The sequence below is a fragment of the Lonepinella koalarum genome, assembly GCF_004565475.1.
Taxonomy (GTDB): Bacteria; Pseudomonadota; Gammaproteobacteria; order Enterobacterales; family Pasteurellaceae; genus Lonepinella; species Lonepinella koalarum.
In genome coordinates, this window is sequence record NZ_SRHX01000003.1 from 124,176 (window position 1) to 141,260 (window position 17,085).

At 39.8% G+C, this 17,085-nt stretch carries 17 protein-coding genes and 1 tRNA gene; 12 read left to right on the forward strand and 6 right to left on the reverse strand.

What is annotated here, in order from left to right; all coding sequences use genetic code 11:
• Nucleotides 1-62: 62 nt before the first annotated feature.
• The 3 genes from sucC to E0709_RS05230 all read left to right on the forward strand — a co-directional run bounded on the left by sucC (nucleotide 63) and on the right by E0709_RS05230 (nucleotide 2,791).
• The gene (gene sucC / locus E0709_RS05220) at nucleotides 63-1,223 is read left to right on the forward strand and encodes an ADP-forming succinate--CoA ligase subunit beta (RefSeq protein WP_132300863.1); all 1,161 of its coding nucleotides are present in this window, start codon (nucleotides 63-65) and stop codon (nucleotides 1,221-1,223) included.
• A gap of 9 nt (nucleotides 1,224-1,232) precedes the next feature.
• Entirely contained in the window at nucleotides 1,233-2,102 is an 870-nt protein-coding gene (gene sucD / locus E0709_RS05225; RefSeq protein WP_132300861.1) for a succinate--CoA ligase subunit alpha, read from the forward strand.
• A 131-nt stretch (nucleotides 2,103-2,233) separates the two neighbouring features.
• Nucleotides 2,234-2,791: a DUF5358 domain-containing protein gene (locus E0709_RS05230; RefSeq protein ID WP_391540691.1), complete on the forward strand. Its 558-nt coding sequence runs from the start codon at nucleotides 2,234-2,236 to the stop codon at nucleotides 2,789-2,791.
• A 52-nt stretch (nucleotides 2,792-2,843) separates the two neighbouring features.
• Here the strand turns inward: E0709_RS05230 and E0709_RS05235 are convergent, their stop codons facing one another.
• The 5 genes from E0709_RS05235 to E0709_RS05255 form a co-directional block, all read right to left on the reverse strand.
• The gene (locus tag E0709_RS05235) at nucleotides 2,844-3,506 is read right to left on the reverse strand and encodes an NAD(P)H-dependent oxidoreductase (RefSeq protein WP_132300857.1); all 663 of its coding nucleotides are present in this window, start codon (nucleotides 3,504-3,506) and stop codon (nucleotides 2,844-2,846) included.
• Between the two features lie 141 nt (nucleotides 3,507-3,647).
• Nucleotides 3,648-4,229 carry a division/outer membrane stress-associated lipid-binding lipoprotein gene (gene dolP, locus E0709_RS05240; protein ID WP_132300855.1) on the reverse strand — a complete coding sequence of 194 codons (582 nt, stop codon included), beginning with the start codon at nucleotides 4,227-4,229 and terminating at the stop codon, nucleotides 3,648-3,650.
• A gap of 52 nt (nucleotides 4,230-4,281) precedes the next feature.
• Entirely contained in the window at nucleotides 4,282-4,869 is a 588-nt protein-coding gene (locus E0709_RS05245; RefSeq protein WP_132300853.1) for a D-sedoheptulose-7-phosphate isomerase, read from the reverse strand.
• Nucleotides 4,870-4,886: 17 nt separating this feature from the next.
• Nucleotides 4,887-5,261, reverse strand: coding sequence for a YraN family protein (locus E0709_RS05250; RefSeq protein WP_132300851.1), 375 nt, complete (start codon nucleotides 5,259-5,261; stop codon nucleotides 4,887-4,889).
• Nucleotides 5,261-7,012: a penicillin-binding protein activator gene (locus tag E0709_RS05255; protein WP_132300849.1), complete on the reverse strand. Its 1,752-nt coding sequence runs from the start codon at nucleotides 7,010-7,012 to the stop codon at nucleotides 5,261-5,263. Before E0709_RS05255 ends, E0709_RS05250 begins: the two co-directional genes overlap by 1 nt.
• Before the next feature lie 74 nt (nucleotides 7,013-7,086).
• On the opposite strand from E0709_RS05255, the gene rsmI reads away from it, so the two are divergent.
• The 9 genes from rsmI to truB all read left to right on the forward strand — a co-directional run bounded on the left by rsmI (nucleotide 7,087) and on the right by truB (nucleotide 15,773).
• Nucleotides 7,087-7,938 carry a 16S rRNA (cytidine(1402)-2'-O)-methyltransferase gene (gene rsmI / locus E0709_RS05260; protein WP_132300847.1) on the forward strand — a complete coding sequence of 284 codons (852 nt, stop codon included), beginning with the start codon at nucleotides 7,087-7,089 and terminating at the stop codon, nucleotides 7,936-7,938.
• A 375-nt stretch (nucleotides 7,939-8,313) separates the two neighbouring features.
• Entirely contained in the window at nucleotides 8,314-9,297 is a 984-nt protein-coding gene (cra, locus tag E0709_RS05265; RefSeq protein WP_132300845.1) for a catabolite repressor/activator, read from the forward strand.
• Between the two features lie 73 nt (nucleotides 9,298-9,370).
• Nucleotides 9,371-9,493 (forward strand): hypothetical protein, encoded by a 123-nt coding sequence (locus E0709_RS12545; protein ID WP_267463697.1) that lies wholly within the window; start codon nucleotides 9,371-9,373, stop codon nucleotides 9,491-9,493.
• A gap of 52 nt (nucleotides 9,494-9,545) precedes the next feature.
• Nucleotides 9,546-9,622, forward strand: a tRNA-Met gene (locus E0709_RS05270).
• Between the two features lie 206 nt (nucleotides 9,623-9,828).
• A complete protein-coding gene (gene rimP, locus E0709_RS05275; RefSeq protein ID WP_132300843.1) occupies nucleotides 9,829-10,284 on the forward strand; it encodes a ribosome maturation factor RimP in 456 nt (151 codons plus the stop codon).
• A gap of 35 nt (nucleotides 10,285-10,319) precedes the next feature.
• Nucleotides 10,320-11,852 (forward strand): transcription termination factor NusA, encoded by a 1,533-nt coding sequence (gene nusA, locus E0709_RS05280; protein WP_132300841.1) that lies wholly within the window; start codon nucleotides 10,320-10,322, stop codon nucleotides 11,850-11,852.
• Nucleotides 11,853-11,872: 20 nt separating this feature from the next.
• Nucleotides 11,873-14,386, forward strand: a complete 2,514-nt coding sequence (gene infB / locus E0709_RS05285; protein ID WP_132300839.1) for a translation initiation factor IF-2 — start codon at nucleotides 11,873-11,875, stop codon at nucleotides 14,384-14,386.
• Between the two features lie 77 nt (nucleotides 14,387-14,463).
• On the forward strand, nucleotides 14,464-14,853 hold the full coding sequence (gene rbfA, locus E0709_RS05290; RefSeq protein WP_132300837.1) for a 30S ribosome-binding factor RbfA: 390 nt from the start codon (nucleotides 14,464-14,466) through the stop codon (nucleotides 14,851-14,853).
• On the forward strand, nucleotides 14,853-15,773 hold the full coding sequence (gene truB / locus E0709_RS05295; protein WP_132300835.1) for a tRNA pseudouridine(55) synthase TruB: 921 nt from the start codon (nucleotides 14,853-14,855) through the stop codon (nucleotides 15,771-15,773). Before rbfA ends, truB begins: the two co-directional genes overlap by 1 nt.
• Before the next feature lie 34 nt (nucleotides 15,774-15,807).
• Here the strand turns inward: truB and tyrS are convergent, their stop codons facing one another.
• Complete coding sequence (tyrS, locus tag E0709_RS05300; protein WP_132300833.1) at nucleotides 15,808-16,998, reverse strand: tyrosine--tRNA ligase; 1,191 nt, start codon at nucleotides 16,996-16,998, stop codon at nucleotides 15,808-15,810.
• Between the last annotated feature and the right edge of the window lie 87 nt (nucleotides 16,999-17,085).

Consider the following 17,085-nt stretch of genomic DNA (forward strand, 5'->3'; position numbering starts at 1 on the left):
TTTTTCGATTATTTTCGTGGGGTGGCAACACCCCTATCATCAAGTAATAAAAAGGACAATACATGAATTTACATGAATATCAATCCAAACAAATTTTTGCACAATATGGTTTGCCAGTGAGTGAAGGTTATGCTTGTCAAAGTGCACAACAAGCGGTTGAAGCCACGGAAAAACTCGGTGGTACCGCATGGGTGGCAAAATGTCAAGTTCACGCCGGTGGACGGGGTAAAGCAGGCGGCGTAAAAGTGGTAAAATCCATTGATGAAGTGCGGTCATTTTTTGATAAGTTTTTAGGACAACGTTTAGTCACTTTCCAAACCGATAGCCGCGGTCAACCGATTAATACCATTTATATGGAAGCTTGTGCCGATGTGAAAAAAGAACTTTATTTGGGCGCCGTGATTGATCGTAGTTCACAACGTATTGTGTTTATGGCATCTACCGAAGGGGGGATGAACATTGAAGAAGTGGCGGAAAAAACACCACACTTATTGCATAAAGTTGCTATTGATACCTTAATTGGGGCACAGCCTTATCAAGGACGTGAACTGGCGTTTAAATTAGGCTTAATCGGTAAACAAGTCGCCCAATTCGCGCATTTATTTACCCAACTGAGCAAACTTTTTCTTGAAAAAGATTTAAGTCTCTTAGAAATCAATCCGTTAGTGATTTTACAAAATGATGATTTGCATTGTTTAGATGCCAAAATCGTGGTGGATGATAATGCGTTATACCGTCAACCAGAGTTAAAGGCGATGCAAGATCCAAGCCAAGAAGACGGACGTGAGGCGGAAGCCGAAGCGTTAAGTTTAAACTATGTGGCATTAGAGGGTAATATTGGCTGTATGGTGAACGGTGCTGGGCTTGCCATGGGAACCATGGATATTATTAAATTGCATGGCGGACAGCCTGCCAATTTCCTTGATGTTGGCGGCGGTGCGACTAAAGAACGTGTGGCTGGGGCGTTTAAAATTATTCTTTCTGATCCCAATGTGAAAGCTATTTTGGTCAATATTTTTGGTGGCATTGTACGCTGTGATTTAATTGCTGAAGGGATCATTGCTGCGGTTAATGAAATCGGTGTCAATGTGCCAGTGGTGGTACGACTTGAGGGCAATAACGCTGAATTAGGTCGTGATATTTTAGCCAAAAGTGGTGTGAATATTCTGGCAGCGAAAAGTTTAACAGATGCCGCTGAACAAGTGGTCAATGCAGCGAAATAAGGAGCGGTTATGTCAATTTTAATTAATAAAGATACCAAAGTTATTTGCCAAGGTTTCACCGGTGGTCAAGGCACATTTCATAGCGAACAAGCACTCGCTTACGGCACCCAATTAGTCGGTGGTGTGTCGCCCAATAAGGGGGGAACTACACATTTAGGCTTGCCGGTATTTAATACAGTCCGTGAAGCCGTTGAACAAACAGGGGCAACCGCAAGCGTCATTTATATTCCTGCCCCGTTTTGTAAGGATGCGATTTTAGAAGCCATTAACGCAGGGATCAAATTAATCGTTTGTATTACCGAAGGCATTCCAACCGTAGATATGTTAGCTGTCAAACAAAAACTGGCTCAAACCGATGTGGTGATGATTGGTCCGAATTGCCCGGGGATTATTACCCCAGATGAATGTAAAATCGGCATTATGCCGGGTTATATTCATAAAAAAGGGCGTGTAGGCATTGTTTCTCGTTCTGGTACTTTAACCTATGAAGCGGTGAAACAAACTACCGATAATGGTTTTGGTCAATCTACTTGTGTCGGTATTGGTGGCGATCCGATTCCGGGTTCCAACTTTATTGATATTCTCAAGCGTTTCCAACAAGATCCGGAAACCGAAGCGATTGTGATGATCGGTGAAATCGGTGGTTCTGCGGAAGAAGAAGCGGCGGCATTTATCAAAGCCAATGTGACTAAACCTGTGGTGTCTTATATTGCGGGTATGACCGCACCAAAAGGTAAACGCATGGGGCATGCGGGCGCCATTATTAGTGGTGGAAAAGGAACGGCAGCAGAGAAAATTCAAGCCTTACAAGATGCTGGTGTAACCACAGTAAAAAGTTTAGCAGAAATTGGTGATGCCTTGAAAAATTTGTTGGGCTAGTCGCCTTTAATTGAGCGTTTAAGTGCGGTGTAAAAATTTTGTTTTTTGCCCCGCACTTTTTTGTGATGCCATTGACGAAATAGATTTTAGCTTTAAAATAGGCTTAATATTTTTATTTCAAGGATTTTATGGTGTTAAAAAAATTCTCTCTTTCAACAGCTTTGCTTGTATTAGTCGGCTGTAGTTTTGGTGAACAACAATCACCGATTCCAGCTGAATATGCTGGTGCTGCTTACGAATTATCGGATAGTAATGCACAAAAATGGGCGTTTGTCGCCAAACAAACGGAACAATGTATTTATCCCAATTTAACTCGTATTCAATATGAGCATTTTGCTAAAGAAGATAGCTATATTCACTCGCAATATGTCTTCTTTTACCCCTTAGAAGATCTTATTGGCGAAGATAATGTGAAAATAATTCAGGGCGATCAAAAAGCTATGGATTATGCGACCTATCAATTTAAAAAATACAAATCCAAAAACGATGTAGAAAATCTGGATAGTAAACAATGTGCTGTATTACGTACCAAGGCTAGAGATGATTTAGCCGTGATAAAGGGGGAACGTAAATCTGCCATGGTAGAAGTGGAAATTAAAGAGGATGGCACCACTAGTACTAAGGCTGCTACCGATGATAATAAATTCTTCTTTGATATTATTAAATGGGGATCGGCGTTATTGTTGTAGCATGTTAGAGTTAGAGGTAAAAGTGCGGTAAAAATTACCGCACTTTGTGTTTTTATTTAACCCACTCAATCACCTGCTCCACAGGCTTACGGGCTTTTTTCTTAATGTCTTTATTACGATAACCAAAAGTCACCATACAAGAGACACCATATTCATTAGCATCAAATATGCCTTCTTCGGCTAAAATACGATTCACTTCATCATAGTTAAAACCTTCAATTGGGCAACTATCAATACCGATTAATGCTGCACCCGTCATCATATTACCTAAAGCAATATAGGTTTGTTTGCTACACCAGTCGAATAGGGCGCGTTCGCTGTCAAGAATTTTAATATCATCTTGTTGGAAAGATTTATAACGTGCAATGGTGGCATCCATTTGTTCAGGGGTTAAACCACGTTGCACCAGAGCATTACGTAAAAATTCGCTATCGTAGCGAGCATTCTTTTTAGCTAAGATAATCACTAAATGGCTAGCCTCTTGGATGGGGTGTTTAATTCCCCACGAGACAGGCGCAATTTTTTCACGTAATTTAGGGTTTTGTAATACAATAAATTTCCACGGTTCTGACCCCACTGAACTTGGTGAAAGGCGAGCGAGTTCAAGAATATAATCCATATCTTGTTGTGGAATTTTTCTCTCCGGATCGTAATTGCGGCACGCAGCACGAAAATGGAAAGCATCTAAAACCTGTTGTTTATTAATCTCAGTCATTATTTATCCTATTTGGTAAAATTTCAATAAAATAAACCGCACTTTATTAATATGCGGCTAAATATAGTGTTAGCGTACTCAGGTGCTATTGATTAAGATAGATGTAAAGCATTGTTAGCAACCTTGTACGCCAGTTCAGGGTTAATTTAAATATTTAAATACCTTAACAACTTTTTCAACCCCAGATACCTTGCGAGCTACTTCTGCGGCAGCAATACCTTGCTCTTGTGTGACATTACCGAGTAAGAAGACTTCTTTGTTCTCGGTGATGACTTTAATGTCGGTGGTTTTAACCGCAGAGTTTAGCAACATATCGGATTTAATTTTAGTGGTAATCCAGCTATCTTGGCTTTTTTGACTAAAGGAAATCGGTGAACCAACACGCATTTCGTTATATACATCGCCGATGTTCTCAACCCCTTTTGCTAAGCTGGTGGCAACTTCTTTTAAGCTTTCATCAGGCACTTGACCAAGTAATAATACACGACTACTATAAGAAACGACAACCACACGACCTTCCGCTTTAATTTGTTCATCCTTGGTGACGGCATCATAAACTTTAAGCTCTAAGGTTTCGTCATCCACTTGTGAACCTACTGTACGTGGATCAGTACCTACTTTGGTTGCAACGGCGGCCCCACCTAAACCTAACGCTACACAACCTTGTAAAATAAAGGTGGCTGTTAATAACATGGCGAGATTTTTTAATGTATTGATTTTCATTCGATTTACTCCTTATATAATTTTTATAGTCTGTTGTTAGTTCAAGGCTTTGTCAACTATTTTGTGTAAATAATGTATGATCAATAAGCTCACATAGTGCATTAACCAGAAATAAATGACTTTCTAAGATGCGACTTTCCCTATTGCTTGGTACGGCAATTTCAAGATCGTTTTCGCTAAGTAAACCACGTAAATGATCGCTGTTATTACCCGTTAACGCAATCACTGAAATTTCTTTGCTAAATGCCTGATGAACCACGTTTAAAATAGGTTCTTCATTACCAAAGGGAGAAAGCACCAATAAAATATCCCCTTGTTGTGCCACCGCACTAAATTGCCGCTGTAATAAGGTTTCTGCTGGGTTATCAAAAATAATAGCAGAACCCATGGCTCCGTCAAGGCTTAATAATACGGAAGGGAAACTCGGGCGTGGTAACTCGTAGCGGTTAATTAAATTTGCCACTAAAAATTGAGCATTCGCATAGGAACGTCCTAAACCACAGACAATAATTTTATTACCACGTAATAGACAATTGACCACGTTTTGCGTAGCGACACTAAGATTATTCGCTAAGGATTTAGATGCGGCAATTTGAATTTGAATATTTTCTGCAAAGAGATCGTTAATTTTATTTAGCATATTAGAGGTTATTTGTATTAATCTAGAAAGTTAGGAATCCATTCAATATCTTTTGGGCTTTGACCGAAAGCGACTAAATCAAAACGACAATCCGCATCTTCTAGGCTTTGCCCTTGTTGCATTAGCCATAAATTCGCAGCGTTTTGCCATTTTTGTTGTTTATGCCAATCCACACTTTCTACGGCTGAACCAAAAAGATCGTTTTTACGTTGGCGGACTTCCACAAATACCAGTGTTTCACCGTCTAACATAATCAAATCTAATTCACCGCACTTAAAATTTTGATTTGCGGCAACAAAGTGCAAACCTTGGCTTTCTAAAAAGAGACGAGCATATTGTTCAAACCTCGCCCCTTGTTGTTTAGTAGAAAAGGTTTTTTTTCGTGAAAACATTAATTTTTAATATTATGAATTTCACCGTCTTGATATTGGAACCATGTCATATCACGGTCAATGTTACAGTTCGGACCAGCACTTAATTTACCCGTTAAGCCACTAATGGAATAACCCGGTACTTGACGTAATTCATTAAATTGATTGATTAATAACCATGCGTCCGATCCCATGGCATATAAACGCATTAACGAATAATCACCGTTGGTTTGGGCTTCGATTTGTTTATATTGAGCAGAATCGGTCTCTTTAAAGAATGGAATATCACTAAACTGTAATCCATTCATTTGTAAACGATATTCAGGTGTGTTATTAGATGAATTACTGCGCGAACTTGCATACAATTTTAAATTCGGGTTGACATTGTCAATCACTGATTTAATTTCACCTAGTTGTTCACTTAATGCCACAATATACATGGCTTCAGCCTGTTTACTCGCCCCTTCTTCTAAGGCTAAAGCAATATCTTGTGCTTGGTTATAGAATCGAATATTGGCATCTGTACCAGAAAGTTGTTGCCAACGTACGGTAAACGCACTGGCAGTACGTTGCCCTAAATCAGATTGAGGCACCATGACTAAAGGTGACTTAATACCATCATTCCAGAGTTTATCCGCCGCAGACTCTGCTTCATCTTCAGGCGCTAAGCCATAGTAGCAAAGCTGATTCACCGCACGTGCATTTGATGTCGAATTTAACGCTAATACATTTAATCCTTGAATACTTTCTGGATTGTTGATTACAGCATCAACGTTATTTTTTAATAAAGGGCCAACAATGGCTTTCGCGCCGGATTCTTTCGCTTGTTGAATTGCGGTTGGTACATCTGTTGTCATGGTGTCAATCACATCCACTTGAATGTCATTATTAGCACCTGTTACAGTTGAACCAGTTCTTGCATTATCAAAACCTAGTTTTACGGTGTCTCCGAGCAATTGAGCATCACCGCTTAATGGCAATAATAATGCGACTTTATTTATCTGTGTCTGTTGGAAGTTGGATAAACTTTTTAATTCTGTTGGGAATAGATAAGATGCACTATGGGTCGGATAGGCGGTTTTCCAACTTTGTAACGCTTGGCTTAATTGTGCTGGTTGATTAAGATTATTATTGTAGGCTTGTGCTAAGGCTAACCAACCACCGAAAGCAATATCACCATCAGCCGGAGTATGACTAATGGTGCCTTTGTTAGTTTTGCGTAATAATGCCCAAGTGCGGTCAATATTTTCCTGTTTTCGTTGCACATCAGTGATGAAACTGTCAATTTTAATACGGGCTTTTACCGCATCAATAAATTGATTTTGGTTTTCTGCAATGCGCGCGGAAACTTCATAATATCGTGCACTTTGTGAAGGGCTTAATTGAGCCAAATTAATTAATTTTAATTGACTTTCCGCTTGACTATTATTTTGTTTCACGGCTGAAATATGAGCATCAATTAAAGATTTATCTAATAATTGCTCTGGGGTTAATTCTTTTAAATTTAATTCGGCTAATAAGGCCTCTGCTTGTGCGACTTTATTTTCGGTGACTAACACACGAGCAGCCAATAATTTATAGGTTTGTTGATCTTCTAGTTCTGTCGTCTGCATCATTTTATTCATATAGAATTCAGAACTAGCATTAGCATCACTTTTTAAGGTTTGATCAAAATTGCTACCGAATAAATTTGTACAACCGGCTAGTAGCACAGGAAATAAAAGTGGCATTAAACGTTTTTTAAATTTTGTACCTTGTAATAGAATAGACATAATTACTCCGTTATAAGAAAGATGGGTAGATCTTACTTCGCCCATCAACTAAAAGCAATAAAAGAAGAGATAAAATGATAAATTCAGGGACTTTATATATTGTCGCCACGCCAATTGGCAATTTACAAGACATTACTCAGCGTGCGTTAGCGATTTTTTCTCAAGTGGATTTAATTGCCGCTGAAGACACGCGCCATAGTGGTTTGTTGTTAAGTCATTATGGTATTAAAAAGCCGTTTTTTGCCTTGCACGATCATAATGAACAGCAGAAAGCAGACGTGTTAGTGGAAAAATTGCAACAAGGTAGCAATATTGCTTTGATCTCTGATGCTGGCACGCCGTTAATTAGTGATCCCGGATTTCATTTGGTGAGAAAATGTCGTCAAGCAGACATCAAAGTCGTGCCTTTGCCCGGCGCTTGTGCGGCGATTACGGCACTTTGTGCATCAGGTATTGCATCCGATCGTTTTTGTTTTGAAGGCTTTTTACCGGCTAAAAGCAAAGCTCGTCGCGACAAATTGGAAAACTTGAGTGAAGAAGACCGTACGTTGATTTTTTATGAAAGTACACACCGCATTTTAGATACCCTTGCAGATATTGAAATGCTGATGGGCGCAGAACGTTATGTGGTTTTAGCCCGAGAAATTACCAAAACCTGGGAAACCATTTGCGGTGATCAAGTGGGAAATTTATTAAAATGGTTAGCACAAGATAATAATCGAACCAAAGGCGAAATGGTATTAATTATTGAAGGGAAACCCAAACTAGAAACCGAACAATGGGATCCTAAAGCCATTAAGGCCCTCCAGTTAATTAGCCAAGAATTACCATTGAAGAAAGCTGCCAGCATTGTGGCAACACTTTATGATTATAAGAAAAATGCGTTGTATCAATATGGATTAGCCCATTTATCTGAAAAATTTTGAGATCTAGATCAAACTTTTGAAAATCAATGCGTTATTTATGGGGTATAATAGGGCTTGTGGACGTTTCATTTTTCCCAGCGACGGCGACTTATTTTAGCCCAATCAAGGCGAAAGTCATGCCGTTTAGTTATTCTAAACAAATGACTTTTAACGTAGAGTGGGCTAAAATAAGTCCCGTCCCCCATGTTCGCAAAGAGGGGGTTGTGCTTAAAAAAAGTCACTGACTTCGTCAAAAAATTTGAAAATAGAACCACTATTTTCTACATTTTTTTCCTTGCCTGTGGCTTTTTTAAGCGACAACGCTGGGAAAAATGAAACGTCCACAAGCCCTATATTTATAATCCCAATTTAGAATTTCGTAGTTTTGAGGTAGCGATGAAATTAGATGAATTAGCTAAATTAGCTGGAGTTTCGCGGACCACCGCCAGTTACGTGGTGAATGGTAAAGCGAAACAATACCGCGTTAGTGATAAAACCATTGCCAAGGTTAAGGCGTTAATTAATGAACATGATTTCAAACCTAATGTGTTAGCGGCTAGTTTGCGGGCTGGTAGAAGTCGCACGATTGGATTAATTATCCCTGACTTTGAAAATATAAGTTATGCCAAAATAGCCAATCAGTTGGAGAACCGTTGTCGGGAAAAGGGTTATCAGTTATTGATAGGTTGTTCTAATGATAATGCACAAAACGAAATGGGGTGTGCGAAACAATTATTACGCCGTAAAGTGGATGCTTTGATTGTTTCCAGTGCGTTAGCTTCGGATCATCCATTTTATGCGGAATATGCAAATAAAGTTCCCGTCATTGGTTTTGATCGTAAGGTTAATGCGGACAATGTGCTGAACGTGTTGGCAAATGATCAACAAGATGCATTTCAATTAGCGGATAAATTATTTCAAAAATCTTATCAACGTGTGTTATTTCTCGGCGCTTTGCCCGAATTGGAAAATAGCCGTGAGCGTGAAATGGGTTTCCGAGAAGCACTAAAAGTGCGGTCAAAATCTGCTGAGTTTTTGTATTCAGATCATTTCCACAAGGAAAGTAGTGCGAAAGTTTTTGCTCAATGGTTAGCCAATAATCCGTTACCTGATGCTATTTTTGTGACTTCACTCACTTTATTACAGGGTATTTTTAGTGTTTTATTAAGCCAAAATAAAGCTATTCCTAAAGAATTAGTCATCGCGACGTTTGGTAATGATGATATGTTGGATTTATTAGAAAATAAGGTGATTTGTAGTGTGCAAAATCATCATAAAGTGGTCGATACCTTATTAGAGATGACGTTTAAACGATTGCAAAATAAATCAAGCAGTGATCATTCAATATTATTGATTAGAGATATTATTTGTCGAAATTAGACGTGCTACATTGTTTAAGCCAAAACATAGTTTATGTGACTACCACTAGCAAATTTAATGTTAGGAAAATATGATGAAAAAAATTATTCTGCTTATTGTGATGTTAGGGACTTTGTCAGCTTGTACCCTTGGTGGTGGCTTTGGCGCGAGTAATGGTGGCGCGGGTGTGGCTATCGGGGGCGGTATTGGGTTTTAAAAAAAGCTTGTTTTTTGTTAAAATTTAAGTATAATACGCCTCATATTTCGGACGCGGGGTGGAGCAGCTTGGTAGCTCGTCGGGCTCATAACCCGAAGGTCGTTGGTTCAAATCCGGCCCCCGCAACCACTTTCTTATTATCTTTATGAGTAAGAAAGGAAATAAAGGTTCAGTGAAACCCAAATTTGGAATTTGGGTTTTTTTGTACGTAAAATTTGGAAATTTACACTGGGCTTTTAAGCCCTTTTTTTGTGTCTGAGGACAGAGAACAGAGGACAGAAGACAGAGGATAGGGGGCAGAAAATAGTGGATAGCAAAGGAAACGAGGATAATAAATGGCAACATTAGAACAAAAATTAACAGCATTGCTGCAAGGTTCAGTAGCAGATTTAGGCTATGAACTTTGGGGAATTGAATGTCAGCGAACAGGGCGGTTTATGACGGTTCGTTTATTTATTGATAAAGAAAATGGTGTAGGTATTGAAGATTGTGCAGATGTTAGTCGTCAAGTGAGTGCAATTTTGGATGTAGAAGATCCGATTACGGATAAATATAATCTTGAAGTCTCATCACCGGGGTTAGATCGCCCATTGTTTACGTTGTCACAATATGAACGCTATGTTGGCAAAGAAATTTGTGTGCATTTGCGTATTCCTGTGGCAGATCGACGTAAATGGCAAGGTGTATTAGAAAAAGTTGATAATGATATGTTGACATTAATTGTGGATAATCAACCGCAAACCTTGGTATTTGGTAATATTCAAAAAGCCAACGTGGTGGCAAAATTTTAATCACTGAATTTAACTATTAAAAGGATAATGAAAAAATGAGTAAAGAGATTTTATTTGCTGCCGAAGCAGTATCAAACGAAAAATCCCTACCAAAAGAAGTAATTTTTGAAGCATTAGAGAGTGCAATTGCCCTTTCTACTAAGAAAAAACATGCTCAAAAACAAGAACGTTTAGGCATTGAAAAACCATCTGAAATTGATGTTCGTGTAGTCATTGATCCAAAAACTGGTGAGTTTGATACTTTCCGTCGCTGGTTGGTCGTGGAAGAAGTCACAAATCCAACCAAAGAAATTACTTTAGAAGCGGCACGTTTAGATGAGCCGGAGATTCAAGTGGGCGATTTTGTTGAAGATCAAATTGAATCTGTCGCTTTCGACCGTATTACTATGCAAACTGCACGTCAAGTCATTAGTACCAAAATTCGTGATGCGGAACGTAGCCGTGTTGTGGAACAATTTATTGGTGAAGAAGGTAAAATTGTGATTGGTACGGTGAAAAAAGTAAACCGTGAAACGATTATTTTGGAATTAATCGGTAATAAAGAAGATCCGCTGAAAGCGGAGGCTGTTATTATGCGTGAGGATATGTTACCACGTGAGAATTTCCGTCCGGGCGACCGTGTGCGTGGTGTGCTATATAAAGTGACACCAGAAAGCAAGGGGACACAATTATTTGTGACGCGTGCTAAACCTGTTATGTTGGAAGAATTATTTCGCTTAGAAGTGCCAGAAATTGGTGAAGAAGTGATCGAAATTAAAGGTTCTGCCCGTGACCCGGGTTCAAGAGCAAAAATTGCAGTGAAAACCAGTGATAAACGTATTGATCCAGTAGGAGCTTGTGTCGGGATGCGTGGTGCAAGAGTACAAGCCATTACTAATGAATTAGGTGGTGAGCGTGTGGATATTGTACTGTGGGATGATAATCCGGCGCAGTATGTGATTAACGCTATGGCACCAGCAGACGTGAGTTCAATCGTGGTCGATGAAGATAATCATTCCATGGATATTGCGGTAGAAGCCACAAATCTTGCTCAAGCTATCGGTCGTAATGGACAAAATGTACGTTTGGCAACGCAGTTAACGGGTTGGACATTAAACGTCATGACTACCGATGAATTGAATGAAAAACATCAAGCAGAAGATAATAAGATTCTTAAATTATTTATGTCTGCGTTGGAAATTGATGAAGAATTTGCACAAATCTTAATTGATGAAGGCTTTACTTCCTTGGAAGAAGTAGCATATGTTTCAGTGAGTGAATTAGCGGCAATTGACGGTTTGGAAGATGAGGATTTAATCGAAGAATTACAAGCTCGAGCAAAAAATGTGATTACTGCCACCGCACTTGCTGAAGAAAAAGCGTTAGAATCAGCTCATATTGAAGATCGTTTGTTAAATCTTGATGGTATGCAACGTCACATTGCGTTTAAACTGGCTGAACAAGGTATTGTCACGCTTGAACAATTAGCGGAGCAAGGGGTTGATGATTTGAGCGGAATTGAAGAATTAAGCTCAGAAAAAGCGGCCGAATTAATTATGGCTGCCCGTGAAATTTGCTGGTTTAGTTAATCGTTGTAAGGAGAAATATTATGACAGATAAAATAGAAAATGAAGCACCAAAAAAATTAAGCTTACAACGTCGTACTAAAACCACCGTCAGTGCGACAACGCCAAATGGTAAAGCGAAAGCGGTGCAAGTAGAAGTACGTAAGTCGCGTAAAATTGATACTGAAGCGGCTAAAAAAGCAGCGGAAGAAGCAAAATTAAAACTACAAAAAGAAGCTGAAGCAAAAGTTGCGCAAAAAGTACAAGAAAGTGAAACAAAATCAACTAATGAGAAAAGCAAGAAAGATCTTGAAATTAAATCTGATTTAGTTAAAGCTAAAGTGGAACTAAAAGCAAAATCGGAGAAAAGTGCGGTGCAAAAACCGTTAGATCCGGAAAAAGAAAGACGTCGTGCGGAAGAAGCAGAATTGCGTCGTAAAGCGGATGAACTCGCTCGTCAAAAAGCTGAGGAACAAGCGCATAAAGCGGCGGAAGAAGCAAAACGCTATGCGGAACGTGATGATAGCAATACTGACAACAGTACAGAAGATTTTGCCGATTATCATTTAACTTCAAGTTATGCGCGTGATGCCGAGGAAGAATCTACACGCCGTAATGAAACCCGCGGTCGCGGTGGCAAAAATAAAGTGGCCAAAGCGAAAAAAGGCGGTCGTGATGATGAGAAGGGTAATAAAAATGAACGCCAATCCGATCGTCGTAACCAAAAAGATGTGAAGGGTAAGGGTAAACAAGGTAAAAAAGGCAGTTCAATTCAGCAAGCTTTTACTAAACCAGCTCAAGCCGTGAATCGTGATGTGGTGATTGGTGAAACCATTACCGTGGCGGAATTAGCCAACAAAATGGCAATTAAAGCCACGGAAATCATTAAGACTATGATGAAAATGGGCGAAATGGTGACGATTAACCAAGTGATCGATCAAGAAACTGCCCAATTAGTGGCGGAAGAATTAGGTCATAAAGTGATCTTGCGTAAAGAAAATGAGCTAGAAGAATCCGTATTAGGTGACCGTGATGTGAAAGCGGAAAAAGTGAATCGTGCGCCAGTGGTAACAATTATGGGTCACGTTGACCACGGTAAAACCTCTTTACTTGACTATATTCGTAAAGCCAAGGTGGCGGCGGGTGAAGCAGGTGGGATCACCCAGCATATCGGTGCATATCATGTTGAAACCAAAGGAAAAGTGATTACATTCTTAGATACTCCGGGACATGCGGCGTTTACTTCAATGCGGGCTCGTGGTGCAAAAGCAACGGATATCGTGGTACTCGTTGTTGCTGCCGATGATGGTGTGATGCCACAGACGATCGAAGCGATTCAACATGCAAGAGCCGCAGGCGTGCCGATTGTGGTGGCAGTCAATAAAATTGATAAACCTGAAGCTAACCCAGAGCGTGTTGAACAGGAATTGCTACAATACGAAGTTGTTGCGGAAAAATTTGGTGGTGATGTCCAGTTCGTTTATGTTTCCGCTAAGAAAGGGACTGGCGTAGATGAATTATTAGATTCTATTTTATTACAATCCGAAGTGCTGGAATTAACTGCCATTAAAGACGGTATGGCAAGTGGGGTAGTGATTGAATCTTACTTAGATAAAGGGCGTGGTCCAGTGGCGACTATCCTGGTACAATCTGGTACATTAAACCGTGGTGATATTGTACTTTGTGGCTTTGAATATGGTCGTGTACGTGCGATGCGTGATGAAAACGGTAAAGAAATTGACAGTGCAGGTCCATCTATCCCAGTGGAAGTGCTAGGACTTTCAGGCGTGCCAGCAGCCGGTGATGAAGCTACAGTAGTGCGTGATGAGAAAAAAGCCCGTGAAGTGGCATTGTATCGTCAAGGTAAATTCCGTGATGTGAAACTTGCTCGCCAGCAAAAAGCAAAATTAGAAAATATGTTTAGCAATATGGCAGAGGGCGATCTTGCAGAATTAAATGTTATCGTGAAAGCTGACGTACAAGGTTCTGTCGAAGCGATTGTGCAATCCTTACAGGAGCTTTCTACGGATGAAGTGAAAGTAAAAGTGGTTGGCTCTGGTGTAGGTGGTATCACCGAAACGGATGCAACATTAGCTGCTGCATCCAATGCGATTATGGTTGGCTTTAACGTCCGTGCAGATGCTTCTGCGCGCCGGATTATTGAAAATGAACATATTGATTTACGTTATTATTCTATTATTTATGAATTATTAAACGAAATCAAAGCGGCCATGAGTGGTATGTTACAACCTGAATTTAAACAAGAAATTATCGGTTTGGCAGAAGTGCGTGAAGTGTTCCGCCATCCGAAATTTGGTGCGATTGCCGGCTGTATGGTTACTGAGGGCGTGGTGAAACGTAACAACCCAATCCGCGTATTGCGTAATAACGTGGTGATCTTTGAGGGGGAATTAGAATCTTTACGCCGGTTCAAAGATGATGTAAGCGAAGTGCGTAATGGTATGGAATGTGGTATCGGCGTGAAAAACTATAATGATGTGAAAGTCGGCGACCAAATTGAAGTATTTGAAGTGGTTGAAGTTAAGCGTTCGATTTAATTCGTGTATTGATTATAAATAATGGCGGGGTGTATTGTATATGCCCTGTTTGCACATTGATAAAATGAGAGAAAATAATGAACAAAGATTTTAAACGTTCTGACCGAGTGGCTCAAGAATTACAAAAAGAAGTGGCGATTATTTTGCAACGAGAAGTGAAAGATCCACGCATCGGTATGGTCACTGTATCTGATGTAGAAGTATCAAGAGATTTGGCGTATGCCAAGGTATTTGTCACGTTCTTATTTGATCATGATGAAGTGGCGATTGAACAGGGTATGAAAGCCCTAGAAAAAGCATCCCCTTATATCCGTTCACTATTGGGCAAAGCTATGCGTTTACGTATTGTGCCCGAATTACGTTTTGAATACGATCGATCTTTAGTAGAAGGAATGCGGATGTCAAACTTAGTGACAGATGTAATCCGCCAAGATCAAGCACGTCATGTGGAAGATAAGGAAGATTAATGTCTCGACCACGCAAAAAAGGCAGAGATATTCACGGCGTATTTTTATTGGATAAACCGCAAGGCATGTCATCTAATGACATCTTGCAAAAGGTAAAACGCCTCTATCAAGCCAATAAAGCCGGTCATACGGGGGCGTTAGATCCTTTAGCTACGGGTATGCTGCCGATTTGTTTAGGCGAGGCCACGAAGTTTAGTCAGTTTTTGCTTGATGCGGATAAACGTTATTTAGTCACGGCGAAATTGGGTGAACGCACAGACACCTCTGATGCGGAAGGTCAAATTGTACAAACCCGAGAAGTGCGGTCAAAAACATCGGAGATTTTAACCGCACTTGAGCATTTTCGTGGCGATATTATGCAAGTACCTACTATGTTTTCTGCCTTAAAATATCAAGGTAAACCCTTGTATGAATATGCTCGCCAAGGTATTACTGTAGAACGAGAGGCTCGCCCGATTCGTATTTTTGAATTGAATTTTATTGACTATAAAGCCCCTTTTTTAACCCTTGAAGTACATTGTTCTAAAGGAACCTATATTCGCACCTTGGTGGACGATTTAGGCGAGTATTTAGGTTGTGGCGCCCATGTTACCATGCTACGCCGTACGAGAGTGGCAGACTATCCAACAGAAAAAATGCTCACATGGCAACAATTACAAGATCTGAGTGAACAGCAAGATTTAGCGTTATTAGATAGCTATTTATTGCCCTTAGACAGTGCTGTGGCAAAATTGCCAGTACTTTATTTAACTACTGAACAGACTAAATCCGTTGGCTTTGGTCAACGGGTCAAATTTGAAAATAACCAGCAGATTTATGGCCAAGTGCGGTTATTTTCTGATAAGAATGTGTTTTTAGGTGTCGCAGAAATCGGCAAAGATAATGTGATTAGACCGAATCGAATGGTGAATTTATCATAGCAAAAGGGCATATTGAAATGCCCTTTGTTCGTGATTACTTAATGCTTACTCTGGCAAATTTGCGTTTACCCACTTGATAAACCGCTGTTGTCCCAGCTTTAATGACTTGTTTCACATCATTTACCACTTCACCATTGATTTTCACACCGCCTTGTTGAGCTGCACGAATAGCTTCAGATGTGGACGGTACTAAGCCAGCTTCTTTTAACAAATTAGCTAATCCAATTTCGCCCTCAAAAGTAAATTCAGGCATTTCATCAGGCATTGCCCCTTTTTGGAAACGGTTGATAAATTCTTGTTCTGCTGCATCGGCTGCCGCTTGATCGTGGAAACGAGCGATGATTTCTTTGGCGAGTAAAATTTTCACATCCCGTGGATTTTTGCCATTTGCCACATCGGCTTTTAATTGTGCAATTTCAGTTAATGGGCGGAAAGAAAGCAAATCATACCAATCCCACATCAGCTCATCAGAAATCGACATGATTTTACCAAACATCTCATTTGGGGCTTCGGTGACACCGATATAGTTACCCAATGATTTCGACATTTTTTTCTCGCCATCTAAACCGACCAATAATGGCAAAGTAATTGCCACTTGTGGTTTTTGTCCACGGGCTTTTTGCAATTCACGACCGATTAATAAATTGAAAGTTTGGTCTGTTCCGCCTAATTCTACGTCTGATTCTAAATGAACAGAATCGTAGCCTTGCAATAACGGATAAATAAATTCATGAATTGCAATCGGTTGTTGATTTGCAAAACGTTTTTTGAAATCATCACGTTCTAACATACGCGCTACGGTATAGTTAGAAGCTAAACGAATCATACCTTCTGTACCAAGCTGCCCTAACCATTCAGAGTTAAATACGATTTGCGTTTTTTGTGGATCGAGAATTTTGAAAATTTGCTGTTTATAGGTTTCCGCATTGCGTAATACATCTTCTCGTGTCAACGGTGGGCGAGTGGTATTTTTGCCTGATGGATCGCCTACCATGCCGGTAAAATCCCCAATTAAAAATTGCACCTGATGCCCTAATTCTTGGAACTGGCGTAATTTATTCAGCACCACCGTATGACCTAAATGAATATCCGGTGCAGTTGGGTCTGCCCCTAATTTCACACGCAAAGGGCGATTTTCTTTTAATTTCTCAAGTAAATCTTGCTCTGAAAAAATTTGATCAATACCGCGCTTTAGTTCCGCGAGAACCGTATTCAAGTCTGTCATTTTGATTCCTAGTGAATATAAAAGTAAAGGCTACATTATAGGGAAATTGAAATAAAGATAAAGTGTAGAATGCGTTTTTTTAAGTTT